This is a genomic window from Glutamicibacter sp. BW80 (genome assembly GCF_002332385.1).
GTDB lineage: Bacteria > Actinomycetota > Actinomycetes > Actinomycetales > Micrococcaceae > Glutamicibacter.
The window spans coordinates 19381-45309 of record NZ_NRGV01000049.1 but is presented as its reverse complement, the minus strand read 5'-3'; the positions used below and the strand labels follow the sequence as shown (position 1 = coordinate 45309).

Annotated in this window: 21 protein-coding genes and 2 tRNA genes; 4 read left to right on the top strand and 19 right to left on the bottom strand. The window is 56.8% G+C overall.

Annotated elements, in window-relative coordinates:
* Nucleotides 1–19 precede the first annotated feature (19 nt).
* Nucleotides 20–1231 carry an aminotransferase class I/II-fold pyridoxal phosphate-dependent enzyme gene (locus tag CIK76_RS12965; RefSeq protein WP_096287112.1) on the top strand — a complete coding sequence of 404 codons (1212 nt, stop codon included), beginning with the start codon at nt 20–22 and terminating at the stop codon, nt 1229–1231.
* A complete protein-coding gene (locus CIK76_RS12960; RefSeq protein WP_096287110.1) occupies nt 1228–2010 on the top strand; it encodes a fused MFS/spermidine synthase in 783 nt (260 codons plus the stop codon). Before CIK76_RS12965 ends, CIK76_RS12960 begins: the two co-directional genes overlap by 4 nt.
* Here the strand turns inward: CIK76_RS12960 and rsmD are convergent.
* The 4 genes from rsmD to CIK76_RS12940 are packed head-to-tail and all read right to left on the bottom strand — an operon-like array spanning nt 1981 to nt 6814.
* Complete coding sequence (rsmD, locus tag CIK76_RS12955; protein WP_096287108.1) at nt 1981–2571, bottom strand: 16S rRNA (guanine(966)-N(2))-methyltransferase RsmD; 591 nt, start codon at nt 2569–2571, stop codon at nt 1981–1983. The two genes, CIK76_RS12960 and rsmD, sit on opposite strands and share 30 nt — an antisense overlap.
* Nucleotides 2572–2600: 29 nt before the next feature.
* Nucleotides 2601–4772, bottom strand: a complete 2172-nt coding sequence (locus tag CIK76_RS12950; protein WP_255248463.1) for an ATP-dependent DNA helicase RecG — start codon at nt 4770–4772, stop codon at nt 2601–2603.
* 7 nt (nt 4773–4779) lie between these two features.
* A complete protein-coding gene (locus tag CIK76_RS12945; RefSeq protein WP_176484203.1) occupies nt 4780–5745 on the bottom strand; it encodes a DAK2 domain-containing protein in 966 nt (321 codons plus the stop codon).
* A gap of 22 nt (nt 5746–5767) precedes the next feature.
* The gene (locus tag CIK76_RS12940) at nt 5768–6814 is read right to left on the bottom strand and encodes an LCP family protein (RefSeq protein ID WP_096287104.1); all 1047 of its coding nucleotides are present in this window, start codon (nt 6812–6814) and stop codon (nt 5768–5770) included.
* Nucleotides 6815–6952: 138 nt separating this feature from the next.
* Between CIK76_RS12940 and CIK76_RS12935 the strand changes: the two genes are divergently transcribed.
* On the top strand, nt 6953–7402 hold the full coding sequence (locus CIK76_RS12935) for a DUF3515 family protein (RefSeq protein WP_343252137.1): 450 nt from the start codon (nt 6953–6955) through the stop codon (nt 7400–7402).
* Between the two features lie 65 nt (nt 7403–7467).
* Here CIK76_RS12935 and CIK76_RS12930 read toward each other — a convergent pair whose 3' ends face one another.
* From CIK76_RS12930 to leuC, 6 genes are all read right to left on the bottom strand, one after another.
* On the bottom strand, nt 7468–8580 hold the full coding sequence (locus tag CIK76_RS12930; protein WP_096287102.1) for a D-alanine--D-alanine ligase family protein: 1113 nt from the start codon (nt 8578–8580) through the stop codon (nt 7468–7470).
* Complete coding sequence (locus tag CIK76_RS12925; RefSeq protein ID WP_255248462.1) at nt 8580–9614, bottom strand: NAD(P)H-dependent glycerol-3-phosphate dehydrogenase; 1035 nt, start codon at nt 9612–9614, stop codon at nt 8580–8582. Before CIK76_RS12925 ends, CIK76_RS12930 begins: the two co-directional genes overlap by 1 nt.
* 27 nt (nt 9615–9641) lie before the next feature.
* Nucleotides 9642–10415 (bottom strand): lysophospholipid acyltransferase family protein, encoded by a 774-nt coding sequence (locus CIK76_RS12920; RefSeq protein ID WP_255248461.1) that lies wholly within the window; start codon nt 10413–10415, stop codon nt 9642–9644.
* 14 nt (nt 10416–10429) lie between these two features.
* Nucleotides 10430–11749 carry a UDP-N-acetylglucosamine 1-carboxyvinyltransferase gene (murA, locus tag CIK76_RS12915; RefSeq protein ID WP_096287100.1) on the bottom strand — a complete coding sequence of 440 codons (1320 nt, stop codon included), beginning with the start codon at nt 11747–11749 and terminating at the stop codon, nt 10430–10432.
* A 247-nt stretch (nt 11750–11996) separates the two neighbouring features.
* Nucleotides 11997–12602, bottom strand: a complete 606-nt coding sequence (gene leuD / locus CIK76_RS12910) for a 3-isopropylmalate dehydratase small subunit (RefSeq protein WP_096287098.1) — start codon at nt 12600–12602, stop codon at nt 11997–11999.
* 14 nt (nt 12603–12616) lie between these two features.
* Complete coding sequence (gene leuC, locus CIK76_RS12905) at nt 12617–14056, bottom strand: 3-isopropylmalate dehydratase large subunit (protein WP_096287228.1); 1440 nt, start codon at nt 14054–14056, stop codon at nt 12617–12619.
* 122 nt (nt 14057–14178) lie between these two features.
* Between leuC and CIK76_RS12900 the strand changes: the two genes are divergently transcribed.
* Nucleotides 14179–14901, top strand: a complete 723-nt coding sequence (locus CIK76_RS12900; RefSeq protein ID WP_096287226.1) for an IclR family transcriptional regulator — start codon at nt 14179–14181, stop codon at nt 14899–14901.
* An 11-nt stretch (nt 14902–14912) separates the two neighbouring features.
* On the opposite strand, the gene thiL is transcribed toward CIK76_RS12900, so the two are convergent.
* The 9 genes from thiL to CIK76_RS12855 form a co-directional block, all read right to left on the bottom strand.
* Nucleotides 14913–15929: a thiamine-phosphate kinase gene (gene thiL / locus CIK76_RS12895; RefSeq protein ID WP_096287096.1), complete on the bottom strand. Its 1017-nt coding sequence runs from the start codon at nt 15927–15929 to the stop codon at nt 14913–14915.
* Between the two features lie 6 nt (nt 15930–15935).
* On the bottom strand, nt 15936–17579 hold the full coding sequence (locus tag CIK76_RS12890; protein WP_096287094.1) for a GTPase: 1644 nt from the start codon (nt 17577–17579) through the stop codon (nt 15936–15938).
* Nucleotides 17576–19345 carry a dynamin family protein gene (locus tag CIK76_RS12885; RefSeq protein ID WP_096287092.1) on the bottom strand — a complete coding sequence of 590 codons (1770 nt, stop codon included), beginning with the start codon at nt 19343–19345 and terminating at the stop codon, nt 17576–17578. Before CIK76_RS12885 ends, CIK76_RS12890 begins: the two co-directional genes overlap by 4 nt.
* A gap of 94 nt (nt 19346–19439) precedes the next feature.
* Nucleotides 19440–19512 (bottom strand) — tRNA-Glu (locus CIK76_RS12880).
* A gap of 48 nt (nt 19513–19560) precedes the next feature.
* Nucleotides 19561–19632, bottom strand: a tRNA-Gln gene (locus CIK76_RS12875).
* A gap of 793 nt (nt 19633–20425) precedes the next feature.
* The gene (gene gltX, locus CIK76_RS12870) at nt 20426–21931 is read right to left on the bottom strand and encodes a glutamate--tRNA ligase (RefSeq protein WP_096287090.1); all 1506 of its coding nucleotides are present in this window, start codon (nt 21929–21931) and stop codon (nt 20426–20428) included.
* A 155-nt stretch (nt 21932–22086) separates the two neighbouring features.
* Nucleotides 22087–22851, bottom strand: a complete 765-nt coding sequence (locus CIK76_RS12865) for a fumarylacetoacetate hydrolase family protein (RefSeq protein ID WP_096287088.1) — start codon at nt 22849–22851, stop codon at nt 22087–22089.
* Between the two features lie 650 nt (nt 22852–23501).
* Nucleotides 23502–24596, bottom strand: a complete 1095-nt coding sequence (locus CIK76_RS12860) for a branched-chain amino acid aminotransferase (protein WP_096287086.1) — start codon at nt 24594–24596, stop codon at nt 23502–23504.
* Between the two features lie 118 nt (nt 24597–24714).
* Complete coding sequence (locus CIK76_RS12855) at nt 24715–25773, bottom strand: 3-isopropylmalate dehydrogenase (RefSeq protein WP_096287224.1); 1059 nt, start codon at nt 25771–25773, stop codon at nt 24715–24717.
* Between the last annotated feature and the right edge of the window lie 156 nt (nt 25774–25929).

Here is a 25929-nt window from a genome sequence, read left to right as displayed (position 1 = left end):
TACGAAGCATAATTGATCTATGACCTATGAATCCACGCCATGGCGGCGTACCGCGCGCAGTGCAAACCTGCTGGGACCAACGGGCGAACCCGGGGTCACAATCTTCGAAGAGATTACCGGTCTGGCGAATAAACACCAGGCACTAAATTTAGGTCAAGGTTTCCCCGACACCGAGGGCCCGCAAGAAATTCGCGAATTGGCCGTCAAAGCCATACATGACGGAGCCAATCAGTACGCTCCAGGCAGCGGTATTCCCGCGTTGCGGCAGGCTATCTCGGAGCACCAGAAGCGTTTTTATGGTTTGAGAATTGATCCGGATACACAGGTGGTCGTCTCCACCGGCGCCACGGAAGCTATCGCGGCGACAATTTTGGCATTTGTCGAAGCTGGTGATGAGGTAGTCACTTTTGAGCCTTATTACGACTCCTATGCAGCCATGATTGGGTTGGCCAATGCTGCGCACAAGGTAGTGAAACTGCGAGCACCATCATTCGAGCCAGATCTGGATGAACTTCGGGCTGCCGTTACCGACAAGACACGATTAATCATTGTCAATAATCCGCATAACCCCACGGGTACGGTTTTCGACGAGAGCGTGCTGAACGAAATCATTGCCCTCGCGCATAAGCATGATTGCATCATTTTGGCGGATGAAGTCTATGAACATCTCACATTTGATTCGCCGCATATCCCCATCGCGACTCTTGCCGGCGGTTTTGAACGCACCGTGACGATTTCCTCTGCCGGCAAATCGTTTTCCTTCACCGGGTGGAAAGTTGGGTGGGCATCTGGGCCTCGCGAACTCATCACCGCGGTACGGACAGTCAAGCAATTCCTTTCCTATTCCTCCGGGCCTGCTTTCCAGCCAGCCGTCGCTGAGGCTCTGGCGCTTCCGGATTCCTTCTTCACCAACTTTTCCGCCGATCTCGGTGAGCGAGGTGCACAGCTTGCCGACGGCCTAGAAAAGGCGGGGATCCCGGTGATGCACCCCAAAGGCACCTATTTCTTGGTCGCCGATCTCAAGGGACAGGGAGTCGAAAGCGCTGTGGACGCGGCGAAGCTCATGCCCGAACGAATCGGTGTGGCCGCAATCCCGCTATCGGTATTTGCGCACCAAGAAAATCAGTCGGAATATGCCTCCCTACTGCGTTTTGCCTTCTGCAAAAAACCTGAGGTCATTGCGCGCGCCGTCGAGCTGCTGCAAAATCTTCCGGGAGAACTCGCAAAATGAGCAATAAACCCATCAAACGCTGGCTCGGTGGTGTTCAGGCTCATGCAACGATTTATGACGATGACCTAGTTCCTGGTGCCAAGATCCTCGCCATTGCTGGCGCCGAACAGTCACATGTAAATCTGGCTGATCCGGAACAGATCTTCTATGAATACCTGGCTCGAATTGCCAATCATTTGAGCGTATTGCGCCCCAAGCCAGAACCATTAAAATTCCTCCATCTAGGTGCCGGAGCGCTGACCTTAGCCCGTTGGGGTGCTCTGCGCTATCCAAAAAGCACGCACGTTGCCGTTGATATCGAACGCGAACTGCTCGACTTCGTGCAAACGCACCTTCCCATGCCAAAAGAAAGCAATTTGCGGGCGATTGTGGCCGATGCCCGTGCGGTGCTTTACGAAGAACTGGCAGGTGAGCTCTACGACGTTATTGTCGTTGACATTTTTAGCGGACCGGAGGCACCGGAGCATCTGACCACCGCAGAGTACTATGCAGAACTTGCAGACTCGCTGGCCGTCGATGGTCTGCTCTTCGTGAATATCGGAGATGACCCGCCCTTGGCCTTCACCGATCGCCAGGTGGCGGCCGCACAAACTGTCTTCGCCCATGTGCTGCTCAGCTCAACTCCAGAGATGTTTAGCCGAAGATTCCCCGGGAACCTCATCCTTACCGCGTCAAAAGCCAGGATCGAGGAGCCTGCTATCGAAGCTTGCCAAGCGGCAGGCCCTTATCCGTCGGAGATCAAGCATTCTCTAGCCTTGGACCGGTTCGGCAAACCATAGGTGCGTCTCTCCGTATTTCTTATCCGCGATCTTCTCAAGGCCCGACGGCCATTGCGGTTCAGGAGAACGGCTGGAACGTTCAACAATAAGGGTCGCGTCCTCAGCGAGAACCCTGGAGACTTTCTCCAAGGTCGCCGAGAGCTCCTGCTCAGTCAACGGATACGGCGGATCCATAAAGACCAGGTCAAAAGTCTTTCGGGTCAAGGAAGTTTCTTCGTCGACGAAACCTGCGAGTACAGAATCCACCTTGCCTCGTTGAACCGAAGCAATCTGGCCCTTCAAGGCCACGTTGATTTTTGCTGCATTCTGCTGGCACACGCTCACAGCTTTTGGCGCCAGCTCCACCAGCAGCACCTGACGCGCCCCACGGCTAGCGGTTTCCAGCCCGAGGGCTCCGGAACCAGCAAACAGGTCCAGCACTCGCGCCGAAGAAATGACGTTCCAGCTTTCCAGCCGGGAGAACAGAGCCTCTTTGACCCTGTCTGTGGTGGGCCTCGTGGCATCTCCAGGAACCGACTTCAAGGTAGTGCCACCGGCTATGCCGGAGATAATACGGCTCATGTGATGCTGCCACTTTCGAAATATAGATATTAGTTTTTATTCAAGAATTCGCTGGTGGACTGATCAATCCACGACCCTACAACCGAGGCGAGCTGCGAGTGCTCGGCGGCCCAATTCCCGGACTGCATGAGCAGCTGGACGTCGTCACGGGCCGATTCGATCAAGCCACGATCTTTGATGATACTCAATTCACGCAGCGTTGACCGGCTACCGGACTGCTGAACGCCAAGGATATTTCCTTCCTTGCGTTCGGCAAGGTCCGCTTCGGCCAATTCGAATCCATCCAGAGTCGACTCAATGGTGCGCAATCTATTGACCGACTGGTGATCGGCGTCCAACCAGGTGGTCAGCAGACAGGTGCCCGGTAATCCGCCACGGCCGACACGACCGCGCAGCTGGTGGAGTTGTGAGATCCCAAATCTTTCGGCGTCCATGATCACCATCAAGGTTGCGTTGTGCACGTCCACACCGACTTCAATCACCGTGGTGGAAACCAGGACATCTATCTGCCCGGCTGCAAATTCATCCATGATCTCTTGCTTGTCATGGGAGTCAAGCTGCGAATGCAATGATTCCAGACGAACGTCGGTGAACGAAGGCATGGAGGAAAGAAGTTCAAACATTGCTTCAACGCTCATGGTTTGGTTGGCCCCATCTTCAGCGGTGGCTACCAAGATCCCTTGCTCCGCTGCCGTTTCTGTAATTCTCGGACAGACCACATACACCTGATGGCCTTTGCTGACTTCTTCCCGTATCCGTGAGAAGAGCCGGTCCCGGAATCCGGTGAGCTGCATGGGAACGATATGCGTGGAGATGGGGGCGCGTCCGGCAGGAAGCTTCCTGATGGTGGAGGTGTCCAGATCGCCAAAGACCGTCATCGCCACCGTACGTGGAATCGGCGTAGCGGTCATGACAAGCGTGTGAGGCACCGCGTCTTCGCCTTTGGCCCGCAACGCATCACGCTGTTCGACACCGAAACGATGCTGCTCATCGATGACAACGAGGCCGAGCTCGGCAAATCGCACGTGTTCGCCGAGCAGCGCGTGCGTGCCGATGATCAGTCCGGTCTCCCCGCTGGCTATGCCCAAGAGGGCTTCCCGGCGTTGAGCCGTTTTGGCCGAACCGGTCAGCAGCGCTACCCCAGTTCCCTCGCCCTCACCGAAGAGGCCTGGTTCGGCTAGGTTCCCCAGCATCTTCTTAATGGAGGAATAATGCTGCGCGGCGAGGACCTCTGTCGGCGCCAACAGCGCCGCTTGTCCCCCGGCGTCAATGACTTGCAAGATTGCACGGAGGGCAACAATCGTTTTACCCGAACCAACTTCGCCTTGCAGCAATCGGTGCATGGGATGCGCTCTAGCCAGGTCGGCGGTGATAGCCGCCCCGACCTCTAGTTGATCGTCAGTGAGCTCGAAGGGCAATCTTGATTCGAATTTATCGGCGAGTCCATCTTTGACTTGCCTTCGGGCAATTGCAGGCTGATTTCCCAGCTTTCGGCTTCGTTCGGCGAGCGAAAGTTGCAGCAGAAAGGCCTCTTCGAAGGCAAAGCGCTGCCGGGCAATATACGCCTGCTTGATTTCGCGCGGGCTATGCCTATCCAGGTAGGCCTTCGCCCGACGCGGATAATGATGCTGTGCGAGGGTTGCCTCGGGCAGGAACTCCGGAAGCTGCTCTTCGGTGAACAGTTCGGTGAGCAGGCCCATCAGATCACGAATCTTCTTATTCGGCATTTTTGCCGAGGCCGGATAGATCGGTATTGGCCGCGGATCGGCCTGCTCAGCCGTGTCCAGAATTGCGTAATCCGGCTGGCTCAGCTGCAGATGGTCTTGGTACCAGCCCACCTTGCCGCTGAACATTGCGATGGTTCCAATTTGCAGATCGTTGCGCGCTTGGTAACCGTTGAAGAAGGTCATCCGCAGTTCTTGCCCATTATTGGCAAGTTCGTCGCTCACCGTCACTTCAAAGATGAAACCACGCCGTGAGTGCATCTGCCGCTGGCTGACGTTGACCACTTGGGCTACTACGGTGACGTGTTCGTCAAAGGGCAGCTCGGCGATGGGGGTCAGCTCCCCCACATCGACATAGCGGCGGGGAAAATGCCAGAGAAACTCTCCAACGGTGGTATACCCGAAGGCCTTCTCCAGTGCTCCAGCATTTTTGGCGCCCAATGCCTTGGAGAGCTCGGCTAGTTCAATATTCTTCAAACGGATTTCATCCATCATGGGTACACAGATCGGTGACGCTGACGTTCACCGGCTCGCCCTGTTGACGGATGAGTTCCAGCGCAGCTTCGGCTTGGGCAACATGAACATGGACTCGCCAACGGTAGAATTCTTCGCTGGTCGAATTGACCGGCGACATGATGACCGAGTCGCCTATTCGGTCCAATTGACCGCGCAAGGTCGCAGCACCCAAAGCGTCCAGGGTGATAGTGCACATGACCTCGACACCCTGCGCATCATTCTGGATCAGATGCACATGTGGGTCTTGGATATGGTACCCATGGAATCCTTCATAATATTCGAAATCCGTCTCGGTGCCGCGGACGGCAGCGCAAAGCTCATCAAGAATAACCAGCATCCCAACCGCCCCGGCATCGACTACGCCGGCACTTTCAAGGCTGGGCAACTCATTTTCGGTGCCGTGCACGGCCATACGTGCGGCTTGGGATACCTGGCTTAGCACCGAATCCAGCGCTGCACGGCTTTCGGCATCGGTTTTCAGGTGGGCTAGCGTGGATCCGGCTGCCAGCGCGGCGGCACTGATCACCGAGAGCATGGTGCCCTCGACTGGCTCGCTTAGCGCAGACCATGAGCGGACCTTGGCGCGTTCCAGCCCCTTGGCCAGAATGCTGGCATTCAGCCGATCATGACCCAGCCAAGGTTCCGCCAGGCCGCTGAGGAAGACCGCAAGCAGCGTCCCCGAATTGCCACGCGCCGACTCCATGGCGGCGCGGGCAGCAACTTCCAAAAAGGCGCCGATATCATCGCTTTCCAACTTGCTGACCGCGTCTTGCCCCGCCCGGGCGGTGAGATACAGGTTGCTACCTGTATCTCCATCCGCCACGGGGAAAACATTGATGGCATTCAGCCGATCGGAATGATTCCCGAGACTCTTCACGCTCCGCTGCAACCATTCACCGATGGCGCGCACGGAGGTATCGAGTTTTTGTGTCATGGGAAATCGGGTCTTTCAGTTCTTAGCGGGAAAGGTCCGTGGTATTCACGAATTCTTCCATCTTGTCTTCCTGCAACGCGGTGCCAAACTTGTCTATGGTTGCCATATCCGGAATGACAATCGACTGACCGTCCGCCGAACGGCCAGGGCCATTGTTCGGGAGCGTAAAGAATGTCATGTCGTTTGGACGCACATTCATCATCGAGGTGGCATAACCGGCCACGGTAGATGCATCCAACGATTCATCAACCGCGATAAATGGTGCCATCTCACTGACCACGCTATTAAGCTTAGCCGGATTGGTCAGGGTTTCCTTAGACATAATCTGCCCAAGCATCGCTTTGACAAACAGCTGCTGGTTCTTGACTCGTCCATAGTCGCTGCCCGGGAACGATTTGCGTTCACGAACAAAGGCCAAGGCCTGTTCTCCATCAAGGGTTTGGACACCAGCCGGGAAATACATGCCATTGGTAATTGACTGGCGGAAAGCCTGAGGATTGTTAACGGTCACGCCGCCAAGCGCGTCCGTCAATCCCTTGAATCCCTCAAAGTCAATTGATGCTACGTGGTTGATGCGTACCCCGAAGAGGCCCTCTAAGGTCTCAACTGCTTTTGGCACGCCTCCGCTGGCAAAAGCACGGTTGATCTTCGCAGTACCGACGCCCGGAATATCCAGCCAGGTATCGCGCATGACCGAGGTGACATAAACGCCATCGCGATCAGCCGGAATATGCACCAGCATCATGGTGTCCGAACGACCACCATTGGGCAGTGTGCCAAAGTCATCTTCCGCATCATCGACATCACGAGTGGCTCGTGTATCGCTGCCAAGGAGCAGAATGTTTACGGCGTCCTTTGACTCTTCCTTAACTTCTGGACGAGTCTCCTCAGCCGGGAAAGCCTCGGCGATCTTGTCGCTCTTCTCATCGAAGGTGCGGCCAAGATTCCATACGTACCCGCCGGCTACCAATCCGGCAATAACGACCAGTGCCAGAATACCGATAAGGATTCCACGCCCCGTACGTTTCTTCTTCGCACGCGGGCGTACAGGCTGTTCTTCAAAGGACATATGCTACCTTTCACAGTTTCAACTCTTTACATCCTATCTTTCAGAAACGAACGGTAGGCTGATAAAGTGCCAGTTTTCAGTAATAAGAGTCAAGAGTCATCAAAACTTAATCTAAGGATTAGGCGTACAAGTGCGCTATTGCTTGGAGCAGCGGTGCTTGCACCGATGCTCTCCGCGTGCGCCTCCATTGCCGCCGTCGAACCTGCCGCAGATGCAGGAAATCCATTGTGCGCCGAGATGATGGTCATCCTTCCCGAATTCGTCGGCGATGCCGAGCGTCGAAGCACGAATTCACAGGCGACGTCCGTATGGGGCGAGCCTTCGAAGGTGGTCCTGCGATGCGGAGTCCAGGTGCCCGGACCAACTACGGATCCGTGCGTATCAGTCAATGATGTTGATTGGATTGCCCACGAGGGTGATGACGGGATTTGGACGCTGACCACCTACGGCCGGACGCCAGCGACCGAAGTTGTGCTGGATCCTCAAGTCATTCCATCCAGTACGGTGCTGGCTTCGCTTTCCCAGGCAGCCTCGCGCATTCCGGCCGAGGGGGCCTGTGTAAGCGTCGATAAGAGTGTGGATCTCTGATTAATGCAAAAGAAGTGTTTGGCCGCGATCCTGGATCTCGCGCGGTCAAACACTTCTTGAACGGTTTAGCGTAAACCGATCTTCCGCTCACAGGCCAAGGCAATCAACTCATCAATCAGTGCGCTGTAGCCAATCCCAGTTTTGTCCCACATCTGCGGGTACATGCTGGAAGGTGTGAAGCCAGGCATGGTGTTGATCTCGTTGATGATCCACTGGCCATCTGGCGTGTAGAAAAAGTCCACCCGGGATAATCCTTCGGCGTCAATGGCATCAAATGCATTGACTGCCAGCTCGCGGATGCTCGCCGTGGCCTCATCGCTGAGTACCGCCGGGCAGCTGAGCTTCGCGGCAGTGCCATCAACATATTTCGCTTCAAAATCATAGAAGGTATGGCCATTTTCAGCAACGGCGATCTCTCCCGGCATTGAGGCTCGGGCAGGCTCTGAGTGACGGCCTTCAAGTACCCCGCACTCAATTTCACGGCCGCTGATTCCTTGCTCAACGATGACTTTTGGATCTTCAAGGCGCGCCGCGTCGATGGCCGCCCGAAGGTCTGAAGGCTCATCAACCTTGGTGATTCCCACCGACGAACCGGCACGTGCAGGCTTGACGAACAAGGGGTACTGCAATTTTTCGCAACGGGCCAACGCCGCTTCGCTGTCGCGCAGCCATTGCTTATTGGTTATCACTTCGTAGGGGCCTACGTTGAACCCGGCATTTTCGAACACGACCTTCATGAAATGCTTGTCCATGCCCATGGCGCTGGCTGCAATGCCTGAACCTACGTAGGCGACACCAGACATTTCAAGCATGCCCTGGATGGATCCATCCTCGCCGAACGGTCCGTGGAGCAGCGGGAATACCACGTCGATCTGGCCCAGATCCATAATTTGCGAGTCCGAGTAATGCAACAGAGTTGTGCGTTCAGAATCGTTCGAAAGGTGGACCGGCTTATCTGCCACGGCGATTTCGGGAAGTTTCCCGGAGCTCAGCGTCCACCCCGATGAATCTTCATCGACTAACGTCCAGGCACCGTCACGAGTGATCCCGACAGGGATCACGTCAAAACGATCCTTGTCGATTTCTTGCATCACGCCGGCTGCGGTGACGCAAGAGACCGAATGTTCAGAGGAACGGCCGCCAAAGAGCAATAGCACCCGTGGTTTACGCTGACTCATTACTGCTGTTCCCCTTCAGATTTCAATTCTCGTGCCAGAAGTCGCTCAGCCATGTTCTCCACGCTTAAGTTTCCTTCCAAGACCATCACCACTGCTTCGGTGATGGGCATTTCCACCCCATGGCTTCGCGAGAGGTCAAAGACCGCACGGGCCGATTTGATCCCCTCAGCCGTCTGCGACATCCGGTCATTGACTTCTTCGATGAAAAGTCCCTGACCGAGCAGACGCCCGGCGGTGTTGTTCCGCGAAAGCGAGGATGAGCAGGTTGCGACTAGGTCGCCCAGACCAGACAGGCCCGCCAAGGTGTCCAACCGTCCGCCGAGGGAAATCACCAAGCGAGTGGTCTCCGCCAACCCACGCGTAATAACCGTGGACTTGGTATTGTCCCCCATCCCCATGCCGTCGCACATGCCAACGGCCAGGGCAATGATGTTCTTGACAATGCCCCCAAGCTCTACGCCGAGCACGTCATCATTGGTATATGGGCGGAAATAAGGTGCGGAGCACAACTGTGCGATCCAATGGGCAGTTTCATTGCTGGTGCAGGCAACCACCGAAGCGGTCGGTTGCTCGCGGGCAATTTCCATGGCCAGATTCGGGCCGGAAAGCACGGCGATGCGGTCTGCTGGAATTCCAGTGACCTCGGCCATGACCTCGCTCATGCGCAAATCCGTACCGCGCTCCAGCCCCTTCATCAGGGAAAGCAACACCACGTCTTGCTCAAAGTGCGCGGTGAACTTCGCTAATTCCTCTCGAAGCGACTGCGCCGGAATGGCCAAGACCACCAGGTCCGCATTGGCCAGCACTTCTTCAACATTGGAAGAGGCAGTCACATTTGCGGGAAGCTTCGTGTCACGCAGATAGCGCGAGTTCGTGTGCCGTTCATTGATCTCCTGCGCGGCTTCATCCCGACGCGCCCAAATTTGCACCGGGATGCCTTGTTCGGGCACCGCGTCCGCAAGCACCTTCGCAAAGGTTGTTCCCCAGCTTCCGGCACCCATGACGGCGATCTTACGTGGTAGCGGCTTACTCAAGGCAGTTCCTTCGCTAGGTGTTGAGACTTAGTCGTTCGGAGGTTGTGGGGCATCAAATTCCCGACCGGTAGCTGTTTGTCCATGTTCGGCCGGATTCCAGAGCTTCTCGGGCGGAGTCTGCTGACGCAGCTCGGCCTGCAGCTCGGTAATCGAAGCCATGATCCGCTCGGTGGCTACTTGCAGGACCGAACGCGTTCGCGGGCCGCTACGCAGATCGTCGAGTTGCACTTGCTCCCCCACGCTCAAGGTGACGTGCTTTCTCGGGAATGGGTACATCTTCTTGGCATAGCGAGGGAACAGCTCTTGATCCCCCCAGTGAGCCATGGGAACTACTGGGGCGCCCGTCTGCAACGCGAGTCGCGCAGCCCCGGTGCGGCCGACCATTGGCCACAATTCCGGATCACGGGTCAAGGTACCCTCGGGGTAAATGACGATGACGCCGCCTGCTTCAAGCACCCTTTTCGCGGCACTGAGCGAATCTGCCGCGTTAGCACCACTCCGTGAGACGGGGATCTGACCGGTGGCACGCAAGGCAGCGCCGAGGACCGGAACTTTGAACAAGGATTCCTTGGCCAACCAGCGAGGCAGGCGGCCGCTGCTGTAGATCGCGTGGCCGACAACCAGTGGGTCGATTTCGGTGAGGTGATTTGGGCAAAGGATGAATCCACCGGAGGGAAGCTTGTCAAAGTCCTTCCAAGTTTTGCCCATCAGCACGTTCATTGCCGGACGCACGACCCCGGCCAAGATGGCAAAAACGGTCTTGGTTTTAGCTGTTTCCCGGTGCACTAGATTATCTGTCACGATCCAGTGTTCCCCTAGTTGCTCAGTTCAACATTTGCGCCCAGGGCAGTGAGCTTATCCATGAAATGCTCGTAGCCGCGGTTGATGATTTCTATTCCGGTGACCTTGCTGGTGCCTTCGGAAGCCAGCGCGGCAATCATATGGGAGAAACCCCCACGGAGGTCCGGGACGTCTATGTTTGCACCTTTGAGCTGCGCCGGGCCCAGCACGACCGCAGAGTGCTTGAAGTTCCGCTGGCCAAAGCGGCACGGGGTGGAGCCCAAGCAGTCCGTATGGACCTGAACCGTAGCGCCCATGCGCACCAAGGCGTCGGTGAAGCCGAAGCGGTTTTCGTACACGGTTTCGTGGATCACCGACACGCCATTGGCCTGCGTCAACGCGACAACCAACGGCTGCTGCCAATCCGTCATGAAGCCTGGATGCACGTCGGTCTCCAGGATCAACGGATTCAGCTCGCCACCCGGGTGGAAGAAGCGAATACCGTTGTGGGCGACCTCGAACTCGCCACCGATCTGGCGGTAGACGTGAAGGAAGGCAGTCAGATCCCGTTGCTGGGCGTCTTCTACGAAAATGTCACCCTTGGTGACCAGCGCTGCCGAAGCCCAGGAGGCGGCCTCATTGCGGTCAGGCAACGCGTAGTGGTCATAACCGCGCAGTTCATCAACGCCCTGGATGCGGATGACGCGGTCACGGTGAACCGAAATGATGGCACCCATTTTTTGCAGCAAGGAAATGAGGTCCAGGATTTCTGGCTCGATCGCAGCGTTGCTGACTTCGGTCACGCCCTTGGCACGGACCGCAGAGAGCAGTACCTGCTCGGTGGTTCCAACACTTGGGTACTGAAGTTCAAGCTTGGCACCGGTCAGCCCCAGGGGTGCAGAAATGCGGATACCCGCTGCTTCCTTGTCCACGACCGCACCGAATTCGCGCAATACCTCTAAGTGGAAATCGATGGGGCGGTCGCCGATACGGCAGCCACCCAGATCGGGAATGAACGCTTCCCCCAGGGAATGGATCAGCGGGCCGCAGAAAAGAATCGGGATACGCGAGTCGCCCGCGTGGGCGTCAATCGCCTGATTCGAAGCGCTCTTCGCCGCGACCGGATCCATGGTCAGGTCGCCTGTTTCAGGATCCTGGGAAACCTTGACGCCATGGATCTCCAAAAGGCTACGGACTACCGCGACGTCTTTGATTTCCGGTACGTTGCGTAGTACCGAGGGAGAGCTTCCGAGCAGGGCTGCAACCATTGCCTTGGGGACCAAGTTCTTAGCGCCGCCTACTCGAACGGTGCCCTTCAAGGGGACACCGCCATGGACCGTTAGAATCTTACCCATGTATGAATAAACCTCATCGCGTAGTCGTTTTTCCTGCCCGGACCGGTGGGCCAACAAAACAGGCAGGACTTAGCAAGCATACCGCCATCGCGGGAGCAGTTCTGGGCAGTTTAGCCCGTGGCGCACACATTGTGAGCATGCTTTCAGGGTTGGACTATTGATGGGTCGGCTTGCAATTGCGGCAAAACGAGAAAAGCCTCGCCCGCAAACACCTACTGGTGGGTACGGACGAGGCCTAGATTCGTTCTCAGTCAGCAGTTCTTGCAGGCAAGGTCTGCGGCTTGAACGCTGGACGAGTAGCTTCAAAGGATGTGACGTCTTCCTCATGCTGCAAGGTCAGCCCGATGTCATCAAGGCCTTCCATTAAACGCCACCGCGTGTAGTCGTCAATCTGGAATGGGGCCAGGATCGAACCGCACTGCACGGTACGTGCTTCCAAATTTACGCTGATCTCGGTACCCGGATTATTCTCCAGCTCCTTCCAGATCAGTTCGATATCGCTCTGTGCGACCTCGGCTGCTACCAGACCCTGCTTACCCGAGTTGCCCCGGAAGATATCGGCAAAACGTGAGGAGATCACCGCTTTGAAGCCAAAGTCCTTCAAGGCCCAGACCGCGTGTTCACGGGATGAACCGGTGCCGAAGTCCGGACCGGCAACCAGCACCGAACCATTGGTGTAAGGCTCGGTATTCAGGATGAAATTTTCGTCCCGGCGCCAGCCGGCAAACAACGCATCTTCAAAACCAGTGCGAGTGATTCGCTTCAGGTAGACGGCCGGGATGATCTGGTCGGTGTCGATGTTGCTCTGGCGCAGCGGGACACCAATCCCGGTGTGAGTAATGACTTTTTCCATGATGGTGTTCCTTCCTAGACCGATGCCGGAGCGTTAATGAGATCCGCGGGCGAAGCCAGCGTGCCACGCACAGCGGTGGCCGCGGCGACCAGCGGGGATACCAGGTGGGTGCGTCCGCCCTTGCCCTGGCGCCCCTCGAAGTTTCGGTTTGAAGTCGAGGCGCAGCGCTCCTGCTCGGCCAACTGATCCGGGTTCATCCCCAAGCACATGGAGCAGCCGGCGAAACGCCATTCGGCACCGAAGTCCTTGAAGACCTGGTCGAGGCCTTCGGCTTCGGCTTCGAGACGAACTCGTGCCGAACCGGGAACCACGATCATGCGGATCTGCGGGTCCTTTTCACGGCCCTTGATGATCTCGGCCGCGGCACGCAGGTCTTCCATCCGCGAGTTGGTGCAGGAACCCAGGAATACGGTGTCAACGCGGATTTCCTTCATCGGTGTTCCGCCGATGAGTCCCATGTATTCGAGCGCGCGTTCGCAGGCCTTGCGGTCATTTTCGTCTTCAAAATCTTCAGGTACCGGAACCCTGGAGGAAAGCGAAACGCCTTGACCCGGGTTGGTGCCCCAGGTGACGAATGGTTCCAGTTCATCAGCGTTCAGGAACACCTCATTGTCGAAGCGTGCACCTTCATCGCTTTGCAGGGTCTGCCAGTATTCAACGGCGGCATCCCACTCGGCACCTTGCGGCGCATGCGGGCGTCCCTTGACATATTCGAAGGTTGTTTCGTCCGGCGCAATCATTCCTGCGCGCGCACCGGCCTCAATGGACATGTTGCAGATGGTCATGCGTGCGTCCATGGACAATGCACGGATCGCGGAGCCACGGTATTCCAACACGTAGCCCTGCCCGCCGCCGGTGCCGATCTTGGCGATGACAGCCAAGATAATGTCCTTTGCGGTCACTCCGGGCTTGAGCGTGCCTTCAACATTGATGGACATGGTCTTGAACGGCTTCAGGCTCAACGACTGGGTTGCCATCACATGCTCAACCTCGGATGTACCGATGCCGAAGGCCAATGCGCCGAAGGCACCGTGGGTCGAGGTGTGGGAGTCACCGCACACCACGGTCATGCCCGGCTGCGTCAAACCCAGCTGCGGGCCAACCACATGCACGATCCCCTGTTCCTTGTCACCCAAGGAGTGCAGGCGAACACCAAATTCCTTGCAGTTATCGCGCAAGGTGAAAATCTGCGTCCGGCTGGTCAAATCCGCAATGGGCTTGTCAATGTCGAGGGTCGGGGTGTTGTGATCCTCGGTGGCGATAGTGAGATCTGGGCGGCGCAGCTTGCGCCCGGCCAACCGCAGGCCTTCGAAGGCTTGCGGCGAGGTGACCTCGTGTAGCAGGTGAAGGTCAATGTAGATCAAATCGGGCTGACGGGCTTCGCCCTGCCCTTCTCCCTGGCGCACTACGTGCGCGTTCCAGACCTTTTCTGCCAAGGTCTGGGGCGACTGCATGGTGGACATGCGACACACTCCTCAAGCTACGAACTATCAACACCTTTACTTTGACACTTCGCAGAACCCCATTTCCAGTATCTGGACTTGAATCTCAAATGCTGAGACATGATAATGATTTCATGACTACAGGTAGCGGTGTTGGTGTTCTGGATAAGGCAGCAGCCATTCTCAATGCATTGGAAAATGGGCCAACGTCCCTCTCGCAGCTGGTCGAAATCACTAGAATTTCCCGGCCGACGGTGCACCGCATCGCCCAATCATTGGTTCACCATGGCCTGGTGGGCCGCGACTTGCACGGCCGATTCGAGCTCGGTGGTCGACTCGTCGAGCTAGCCAGCGCGGCCGGTGAAGACCGTTTGGTCAGCACTGCGGGGCCGGTATTGACGAAGCTGCGCGATCTGACCGGCGAGAGCACACAGGTATTCCGCAAGCAGGGTGAATTCCGAGTGTGCATCGCCAGCGCGGAACGTCCTGTGGGATTGCGCGACACCATTCCTGTGGGGACGCAGCTGTCCATGAAGGCAGGTTCTGCTGCGCAGGTTCTTTTAGCCTGGGAAGACAATGAACGCATGATCGGCGGCCTGCAACATGCTCGTTTTACCCCGACCATTTTGGCCGGGGTACGTCGCCGCGGGTGGGCCCAGTCGCTAGGCGAACGCGAACCAGGCGTCGCCTCGGTGTCGGCTCCCGTGCGAGGTCAATCGGGGCGGGTCATTGCAGCATTGTCTATGTCTGGCCCGATTGAACGACTGACCCGTCAGCCGGGAAAGATCCACCACGATTCCATAGTCAATGCCGCGCGCGAGCTTTCGGACTTGCTGCGAATCCAGTCAGAAGGATAAACAGCGGGCGCTTAGCCGAAGTGGTCGAAACCGCTTCGGTAGTCCAGTTGCTTTCCATTGAGGAAAACATTGGAACGCCGGCCGGTCAGCGGCACCACTTCACCCACCACCGAGAATTCCTCTGGAATCTCTACGCCTGTTGGGAAGCAAGCGAGCAATCCGAAGTCCTCGCCGCCGTGCAGTACCCATTGCATAGGATCAAAGTCCAAGAGTTTTGCCGCTGGTTCCAGCCGATGAGCGAATACTTCAAGTGCGGACTTATCCAACTTGATACTGACACGGCTCGCCTTGGCCAGCCGTCCGGCATCTCGGACGAGTCCGTCTGAAATGTCCATCATGGCATGAGCGCCGGATTGAGCGGCTCTCGGGCCAGACTCCAAAGGCGGAGTTGGTTTGCACTGCGCATCGGCAAGACGTAGCACCGCGCGGCTCCAGGTCGTTGCTTCATGCTTTCCCTCCAGCAGGGCTAGCCCTGCCCCGGCTGCACCAAGGCGGCCAGCTACGGCGAGCCGGTCTCCGGGTTTAGCCCCCGTGCGAAGGATTTTTCCATATTCGCACTCGCCCAACACGGTGGTGGTCACCGAGATCTCTGATGAGCGGCTGAGGTCACCGCCTAAGATGGCCAGGCGCGCGGCCCCGAGCGAAGAAATCGCGGCAGCAATTCCACTCGCGAATTCCTTGGCCCAGGCCAGCGAAACCTCCGCTGGCATGGAAAGCGAAATGACGGCACCTGTAGGGACACCACCCATGGCGTTGATGTCAGAGACATTTTGCGCGATCGATTTCCAGCCGATGTCATATGCGGCATGTTCGTGTCCGCTGGGCCACACCAAACGAAAATCCTGGTCTTGGACAATGGTATCCACGGAAACGACTACTTCTCCCCCGGCAACGCGTAGCGCTCCGGCATCATCTCCTGGGCCGAGCCCCGCGTCCTTGGCATCCAAGAGCGGGAGGATCTCGTTCAAGATTCCTTGTTCACCAATGTCGCCCACGGTCGGGCTATTGTCAGTCTGTTGATTAGTCACAGGTTGCTATTCGGCTTTCTTCGCCGCGTTGGAAATCAACGCTGCATAACTGTTGTATTGCTCTAAGTGGTGTGCAGTGGGATCCACGATATATCGCCGGACGACCCCCGACACTGAATTTTGGAGGTTTTTAAGCGCTTTCCTATGCTTCAGTCTAGCGACCATTCGATTGACGAATGAACCAAGAATTCCGAGGACTATGCCCAGAAGTATCCCGGTGAAAACCATCAGCGTGGGAATCGCGATCCCTTCGACTCGTGGCGTCTGCGGCAAGTCGAATTGGAAGTACGCTGCCAACGCTATTCCGCCCAGCCATAACGCGCCGGCCAGTGCCACGATGACACCAAGCCATTGGACGAACTTGGTGACCGGCCACCACCAGGACTTCTTTTCAACGCCCAAGGTGCTGCTGGCAATGGCTATATCAATATCGTTGGCTAGCTGTTCCTTCTGCTCATGCACGCCGTCCTTCAATGATTGGGACCAGCGTGGCGACAGATCTTCGGTGGCTTCGCTAAGATAGCGCCCTACCGATTGGTCAACCGCCGCATTTTCGGCCACCGAAAGATCCGGGCGAGATGTCAATGAAATCTCTGGCTTTTCGATTCCGCGCCCAAGGTTCATTCGCTTGAGCGGATCGTTGCGCAGTCGGGTGAGCCAGCTGGTGATTGGCCAACCCGTATTGGTTGAGGCGCGTAGCTTATATGAGGCCTGCACGGCTTCGGCGATGCGGTGCGTTCCATGAGCTTTGGCGATATTGCGTTCCAGATCGGATTGCTCCATCACTCCTGGCATTCTGACCTTGGGCACGGCGAGCTCACCTTCAAGCGTGCGCAGCAGTTCGTCAACATCGGCGCGTAAGCGCCGAGTGGCCTGCACCTTGGTTTTCAGTGCCGAAGCGAACTTTCCACGAATGCCCTCTAGTCCTTCGCCGGTACGCGCTGAGGCCAGAATAACGGGAACCTGGCCAACCCCTTCGCTTTCAAGCAACCCGGCCAAGGAACCGCTCACAGGTGCCCGGTCGTTAGGCGCAATGGTGTCTATCTGGTTGAGCACCACTAAGAGGTTTCCGCGCTGTCCTGATAGTTCGCTGAGGTATCCATGATGGATCGAAGCGTCGGCATATTTCTGGGGATCTAATACCCATACCAGGTAATCAACTTGCCCCGCTAGACGCGACGCGATCTGATGGTGCTCGGTGGAGGTTGAATCCATATCCGGCAGGTCAAGCAGGATCAGTCCTCCGGCTTGGTCCTGTGATTTTTTCGCTTCCGCACCGAGAACCTGGGAATCAAGGACATGACGCTCGCTGACTTCCAGCCAATCGAGCAGCTCACCGGCGCCTTCCGGCTGCCAGATGGCGGCCACCGTCTTGGTCGTGGTGGGCCGAATGACGCCAGTTTGCGTAATATCGGAACCGACAAGGGCGTTGAAAAGCGATGATTTGCCGCTGCCTGTCGCACCGAACAGACCGAAGACCACGTGGTCTGCCGACAGCTGGCGGCGGGCTTCCGCTCGTTCGATGACCACCGCAGCGTGATCAACTACTTCAGGTTCAAGATAGGGCTCGGCAATTTGCATTGCCGAAACCACCGCGTCGATTTGCTCGCTCAGTCCCGAATGAGCACGATTCACCTTGCGCTCGCTCATGCCTTGAATCCTCCCCTGCGCAGTCCGTTGACTTGTTCGCGTAGTTCTTTCACGATGACCGGTTGAAGGTTAGTCTCGATCTCTCCCTGATAGACAGCCAGATTCTCGTCCATGAGTTCGCGTGTTCTGGCTTCCAGCATGGTTCGTGCGCGAGTGGCCATGCGCCGAACTGCCTCTTCACCGAATATTGCTTCGAGTAATTTCTGTCCGACAACGGCAGAGCCACCGGCGATGCCTAGTTCCAGCCCGGTCATGCCGGCGGTAGAAGCGAAAACGACAACCATGAGCGCTACCGCCACACCGTTGACGCCGAAGGCGGCAATCCTCGCGGTTTTCCGTTTACCGGCCCCCTCGCTCCGGATCATTTCCAAGACATCTTTCTGCCAAGCCCGGATGCTATCCGCGGCCCGAACTTCGAGGTCTTTACCGGGGCGCTCTGCCGGGAGCGACGCTAAAAGGTGTACACCGATGGGTGTATTGCGCCAGTTGCGATCAATGTCTTGGAAGGCATTGGTGATTTCGCTGACCAATACGGTGTGAAGCCCAGATTCTATTGCTTCTTCCACTCGATGGGTCGCCACCGGTTTCCCGCTGAAAAAGGAACCGACTCGATCTCGAATTCTGCCTATGACGCCTTCAATGCCGCGCAGCAGTTCGCCGGCTCCCACAAAATCTTGCCATCTGGCGAGGATCTCGCCGCGAAGGAGCGAACCGTCGTTCAACGCCTCTGTAGTTTTGCCCACGGCGAAAGCGAACCGTTCGGTGGCGACCTTCCCCAGGGCGTTGAGCTGCGAGTCCTGGTCTTCGGCTTCTTCGCTGAGCGCGTGGAGGTCTTCGTGCAATCTCCTGATAGCGCCTTCGAGCGTTTGCTCAGCGATGCGTTGGCGTTCGGTGGCGTCAGCAGCCAGGGAATTCAGCCAAGCCGAAAAAGGTTCGATTCGTTCCCCAGGAATCATTGCTCGTTCATCCAGCTGAACTTCATTGATTACATGGAGTAGTTTGGGGTCCAGGTTTTTTGCGACAAGCAACCGTTCGAGATCCGGAACGATATCCGTTTCGGCGCCGGCCGGGACACGGTTGAGAATCACGCATACGGTGATTTCGCGGACGCCTGCTTCGCTCAGTACCTCCCACGGAATAGCGTCGGCATAACGGTTCGCCGTGGTGACGAAGATCCAAAGGTCTGCGGCATTCAAGAGTTGCCCGGCTAGGGCGCGATTGTCATCGGAAACCGAATCGATGTCCGGTGCATCGAGGATCGCCAGTCCGCGTGGAACGTTCGGATGCGGTACAACAAGCAGCGCGTCGTGGCGATCCATCCCATGCCCTGCGCTGAAGCCTGCCCCACTCAGCCGAGTCAGTTCAGGAAGTACCCTCTCGTTTGCGAACCAAGGTTCGTCTGCGGGGTTCACCGCAAGTACTGGAGTTCGCGTAGTGGGCCGCACGGCGCCGGAGCGGCTTATCTGGTCGCCGAGCAGGGAGTTCACCAAGGTAGATTTACCGGCACCGGTTGATCCGCCAACCACAGCCAGCAGCGGTGCGTTCAAGTTCTTGAGACGAGGTTCCAGATAATCATTGATCTGGTGCAAAGCCTTCACTCTCAGCTGTTCCCCACCGGGAGCTGAATGCGAGGTGGAGAGAATAAAGTTCAGATCATTCAACGACGATTCGAGCTTGGCAAAGCGATCCAGTAGTTGAACGGCACCGGCGTCAGGTAGCTGGTTCGCCGGTTCGGTCGGCTCCTGCGGCAATGATGTGGACTCCATAAGCTCCATCATGCCTTATGGAGAGCACTCTGCCATCAGCACACGAATGCTTTGGCCGCTTAAAGGAAAAAACCACGACACGGTCGTGGTTTTGTGACCCCAACGGGATTCGAACCCGTGTTGCCGCCGTGAGAGGGCGGAGTACTAGGCCGCTATACGATGGGGCCGTACGCTGAAGATTTCTCTTCAACTCACCAAATTGCTCTGGTGAAGCGCTGGGATACCAGGACTCGAACCTAGAATGACGGAACCAGAAACCGTTGTGTTGCCAATTACACCATATCCCAATGTGACTTGGGCCTTTGATCAAAAAACCTCTAAGGGATTTGAATCGCACGCCGCAGCACGAGAATTAACTATACCCACGTAGCCGAGCCATGACAAATTGATCATGCGCGCTCAGGGCCCGTCGTGAGTCACGGGGATTCTTCGCAGCAGAGAGGTGGGCTCTGCTAAGTCCGGCCACCGAACCTCCGGAGTGGGGCTCACGCTCCAATGCACGGTCGGCCAAAACCGCGGCGAGTCCTGCGTTCTTCGCGCCGAGCGCATCATTAACGCGATTATCTCCGGTGTAGAGCGTCCTAGCGGGCTAGGTTGCCGATGCAGAGCAACCGGCCATATATGCTGCCAAGTCTGGTTTCGGAGCTCCCGCGGCATCCGAACCAATCACCACCGATAATCCTGAAAGACACGCCGCTTCCAACTTCAATCGTTGCTACGGCTCGTACCCCTCGGCCCAGAAGCGAAACTCGTCATCGCGGGGTATCTTTCGCCCGGCGAGTTCCAAGGATCAAGTCAAGCACTGTTGGCGCTGTCCCAAAAATGTGAGTTTTCCGGACATGTGTCTCTCTTATGCTCCAGCATTGTCATCGACAAAAGTCCTCGGACATACCCCGGAGCAGGGTGGACGAGACGTCTTGAAGCTTGTCGGCGACCATCGCGAGGAATGCCTCGATGGAAGCCGTGCGCAAATACTCCAAGGTATCGTCAATATCAAAGAGAACGCCTTCGATACGTCCATCCGTCAGGACAGGGATACCGAAGGCGTTCTTCAGTTCACTCTTTTCAGTTTGTGCCCTGCTAGCGGGACTCGCCGAACATGCGAAGACGGTTCAGGCTGGATTCCCGGCCCAGAATTTCCATTGACTCGAACAGCGGCGGTGAAACGCGCTTTCCGGAGACAGCCACTCGCGCCGGCCCGAAAGCCTGGCGTGGCTTCAATTCGAGATCGTCAATCAGCTTGGCACGCAGCGCTTCCTGAATGGCTTCGGCGTTCCAGGTCTGGACACCCTCCAAAGCCTGAATGCTCGCTTCCACGACCTCGGCGAGGTTCGCTGGCATGCCTTTCAGAGCCTTGTCGTCAATCACGATCTGCTCATCAGTCTTGAAGAGGAATTCCATCATCTCTGCGGCTTCGCCCAGTAGCCCAATGCGTTCCTGGACCAACGGCGCGGCCGCATCAAGGACCTCGTTCTCACGCGCGGTCAGTTCGGATCCAACTAGCTCGGCAGCCTGCAGGTACGGAACTAGCCTGTCGCGGAAGTCCTGTGGCGCCAGCAGGCGTACGTGGGTGCCGTTAATGGCTTCCGCCTTTTTCAGGTCGAAACGTGCGGGGTTGGACAGCACGTCTTTGACATCAAAGGCTTCGATTAGCTGTTCACGAGTGAAGATGTCTTCATCAGCGCTCAGCGACCAGCCCAAGAGCGAGAGGTAGTTCAGCAATCCTTCGGGGATGAAGCCGCGGTCGCGGTGCAGGAACAAGCTCGACTCAGGGTCTCGCTTGGAGAGCTTCTTATTGCCCTGGCCCATCACGTAGGGAAGGTGGCCGAACAACGGCATGTACTGAGCCACCTTGATGTCGATCAAGGCGCGGTAGAGCACGATCTGGCGAGGAGTTGACGAGAGCAGGTCTTCGCCACGCAGCACGTGCGTAATGCCCATCAAGGCGTCGTCCACGGGATTCACCAGGGTGTAGAGCGGCTGGCCGTTTGCCCGAACCACCACGAAGTCTGGGATGGTGCCCGGCTTGAACGTGATTTCTCCACGGACCAAGTCGGTGAAGGTGAGGTCTTCTTCTGGCATGCGAATACGCAGCACCGGTTCGCGGCCCTCGGCCTTGAAGGCAGCGATTTGCTCGTCACTCAGGTCGCGGTCGAAGTTGTCATAACCCAGCTTTGGGTCACGGCCTGCTGCCTTGTGGCGTGCCTCGACTTCTTCCGGGGTGGAGTAGGACTCGTAGACGTGCCCAGCAGCGCGAAGCTTCGCAATGACGTCCTGGTAGATGTCGCCGCGCTGGGACTGGCGGTAAGGCTCATGCGGGCCACCGACATTGACGCCTTCATCCCAGTCGATGCCCAGCCACGCCAAGGCGTCCAGCAGCTGGTTGTAGCTTTCTTCGGAGTCGCGCTTCGCATCCGTATCTTCGATACGGAAAATCATCTTGCCCCCGGTGTGGCGTGCGTAAGCCCAGTTGAACAAGGCAGTACGGATCAGGCCAACATGTGGGGTGCCCGTAGGCGATGGGCAGAAACGAACGCGAACCGGGGTTTCGTCGGTCACGGTAGGAATCAGCGATAGATCAGTCATGGTGTTTTCATTCTAGTCTCGTTGCAAGGCAAGAAGCACAAAATACAGCAAAGCTCCTCATCACATTGTGATGAGGAGCTAGTGCGGGACCACCGCCTGTTGATGGCAAGTTGGTGGCCAGGATAATTCTATTCCACAATCAGTCGGAGAAAAAATCAACGCCGAAAAATACTTCGAAGAGTTCCGATTCCTTCTACTTCAATCTCCACTTTGTCTCCTTCAGCAACTAAACCAACTCCGGCTGGTGTGCCGGTGAGGATAACGTCTCCAGGTAGCAACGTGAAGGCTTCGGACGCACGGGCAACAAGGTCATTGACCGACCAGATCATTTCGCTAGTTGACCCGTCCTGGCGAACCTCGCCATTGACACGGCTAACGATCCCTACGGCATCTGGGTTTTCCAGCTGAGTTTCAATCCACGGTCCCAGCGGGCAAGCGCCGTCAAAGCCCTTGGCACGCGCCCATTGCGGATCGGTACGCTGAGCATCGCGAGCGGTGAGGTCATTGGCCACGGTATACCCGAAGATCACATCCGCTGCCTTTTCGGCAGGGACATCCTTGCAGATACGTCCAATGACCACGGCAAGTTCGCCTTCGAAGGAGACTTCTTCGGAGAACGAAGGAAGTGTCACTGGGTCGCCGTGCCCAACTACCGAGGTATTTGGCTTCAAGAACATCAGCGGTTCACTGGGAACTTCGTTTCCCAATTCTTTCGCATGTTCCGCATATGTTCTACCGAACCCAACAACCTTGGAGCGGGGAATGATCGGTGCCACGAGTCGTACGTCGTCGAGCTGGTGGGTAACACCGGTGGTCTTGATTCCCTGGAAGAAAGGATCTCCGGCCAAAACGTGGATATCGTTTCCGTCGACGACTCCGTATATTGGGTCGCTATCAACTACAAATCTTGCAATGCGCATACACACAAGCCTAGGGCATGTTTTCCCCTGAAACGCATGCTGCCGAAAAGCCAATCCGAAGGTTTGCGTGCGATTTGCTACATCTGGCAAAAGCCATGCGCAAAGCTTGAAGCGTTCCAGTTTCCGGGAGGCCGGTTATTTGCTGCTAAGGAGCCTTGGAACTGGTGGCCGCCGGCGGCTTTTGTGTCGGCGTACCTGTGGATTTCGTCTTTGCAGCAATTGCTTGCAAGTCCAATTCGGCAATAGAAGGTTTCGCAGTGTTCGCAAAGACTCGGCCATCATTTGATAGGGTAAGCCGACTTCCAAACTGACGGGTGAGCTGCGGGCTGCCAATGGTTGCACGAGTCCCGGCCGGGAAATTTATGACAGTTGTTGTCCCAGCTGCGCTGTAAACCGCCTTGCCCTGTTGTTCTAGGACAACCAGGTCCGCGTTTTTCCATCCAGGCCGGTAGCTTGTGTTCTTTGCATTGGTCAGACGATGCTTCCTGAGCAATCATCCGCTCTCCTGCACTATTGCATTCGGCCATTCCAGATTCTCCAGCCGAGAAGCACAAAAGTCGGGCAGAGACGAAAACCTGATTGCCGATGGTGAGTACAGAAAAGGCAGCCCACGCTCAGAACACGTGGACTGCCTATTCGTAAATACTAATTTAGGCCAAGCGCTCCAGCCAGCCATGACGGTCCTCTACGGTTCCACGCTGGATGCCGAGCAGCTCTTCACGGATCGACATGGTGATTTCACCGGCCGGCGCATTTTCATTACCGATTAGTTCGTCACCATTCTTCAGCACGCCAATTGGAGTGATGACCGCAGCGGTGCCGCAGGCAAAGACTTCAGTGATATCTCCACTAGCGATGCCGTCCCGCCACTCATCCAGAGTGATCTTTCGCTCTTCAACGTCCATGCCGCGATCCTTGGCAAGCTGGATGATCGAGGAACGTGTGACTCCTTCGAGGATGGTGCCGGTCAACGCCGGAGTGACCAGCTTTTTATCCTTGGTCACGAAGAACACGTTCATTCCGCCGAGCTCTTCCACCGCATTGTCGTTGAAAGAATCAAGGAAGAGTACTTGCTTGCAGCCGTTTTCTTCCGCCTCGAGCTGAGCCACCAAAGATGCTGCGTAGTTGCCTCCGCATTTGGCCGATCCGGTACCACCGCGGCCTGCGCGTGCGTAGTTCTTGGATACCCAAATGCCCACCGGCTTCAGCTCTCCACCGAAGTAGTTTCCGGCCGGTGAGGCAATCACACGGTAGGAGACTTCGCGTGCCGCACGGACACCCAGAAACGCCTCGGTAGCGATCATGAATGGGCGCAGGTACAGAGCTTCCCCGTCACCGGTTGGAACCCACTCAATGTCGGTAGCAACGATTTTGCGCAGGGACTCAACGAACACTTCATCATCAAGCTGCGGCAGGGCGAGCCGAGCTGCCGACTTATTCAGGCGAGCAGCGTTTGCATGGGGGCGGAAGGTCCAGACCGAACCGTCTTCGTGACGGTAGGCCTTCAGGCCCTCGAAGATCTCCTGGCCATAGTGCAATACCGAAGCGGCGGGATCCATGGCGATCGGCCCGTACGGCTCAACCCGCGCGTCATGCCACTGGCCCGAGCCGGGCTCGGAGGTGGCGGTCCAGTCAATGACCACGGTGTGGTCGGTGAAGAAGTCTCCGAACCCCGGGTTGGCCAGAACGGCGGCGCGTTCTTCTGCGCTCTTGCGATTCGATGAAAGATTTTCGTTGAATTCCATCTGCCTCAGGACTTCCTTGCTCAATGAACGAATAACGGGTGCCCCACGCCATTGGCGGAACACCCGTCCGTGGATTTGCTTCTCGATTAGCGGTTAATCGAGATACATCGCTTTTAGCTTATGCCAGTAGGGACACGATTGCGTCGCCAATTTCACTTGTGGTGCGGTGATCGGTCAATTCTTGGCGTGAAGTGATCTCTTTTTCGACAGCTTGCTCAACGGTAGCCGCTTCGGCAGACATGCCGAGGTGATCCAGCATCAGCGCCACCGACAGAATTGCGGCGGTAGGATCAGCCTTCTGCTGGCCGGCGATGTCGGGTGCAGAGCCGTGGACCGGTTCGAACATGGATGGATAGGTACGGTCCATGTTGATGTTGCCGCTGGCCGCCAGTCCAATGCCGCCGGTGATGGCGCCGGCCTGGTCAGTGAGGATGTCACCAAATAGGTTATCGGTCACAATGACGTCGAATCGGGATGGATCGGTGGTCAAGAAGATGGTCGCTGCATCAACGTGCAGGTAGTCGTGGGTCACCTCTGGGAATTCCGGTGCCACCATCTCTACCGTGCGCCGCCACAAATGTCCGGCATAAACCAACACATTGTGCTTGTGGACCAAGGTCACGTGCTTGCGCGCCCGGGCGGCTGCGCGGGTGAAGGCATCACGAACTACACGCTCAACACCGTAGGCGGTATTCACTGAGACCTCGGTCGCGATTTCATGCGGGGTCCCGGTACGCACCGAGCCGCCGTTTCCAACGTACGGGCCTTCGGTGCCCTCGCGGACGACTACGAAATCGATGTCACCCGGGTTAGCCAGCGGGCTTTCGATTCCGGCGTAGAGCTTGGCGGGGCGCAGATTCACGAAATGATCCAACGAGAAGCGCAGCTTCAACAGCAGTTCACGCTCAATGATTCCCGAGGGGATTCTGGTATCGCCAGGAGCCGCGCCGACCGCGCCAAACAGGATGGCATCATGCTGCTTGATGGCTTCGAGCGTCTCATCCGTCAGGGTCTCCCCCGTTTTGAGCCAGTGTTCCGCACCCAACGTGTATTCGGTGAGATCAACTTGTTGACCTCCACCGTTGGTCACGAACTTCAGGACCTTCACGGCTTCGGCAACCACTTCTGGGCCGATACCGTCGCCTGGAATGACAGCAATATTAATGACGTTTCCCATGTTTTCATCATAACGAAGCAAATCCACCATTTGAGAACCCATCTCAAATACTGAGAATCATTTCTATGTAAGTCATGAGAACATCAAACCGTGGCATGAGGACGGAGCTCTGAACGCTGACTAGACTCGAGCAGTAGAAGTCTTTAGGCACGAGGG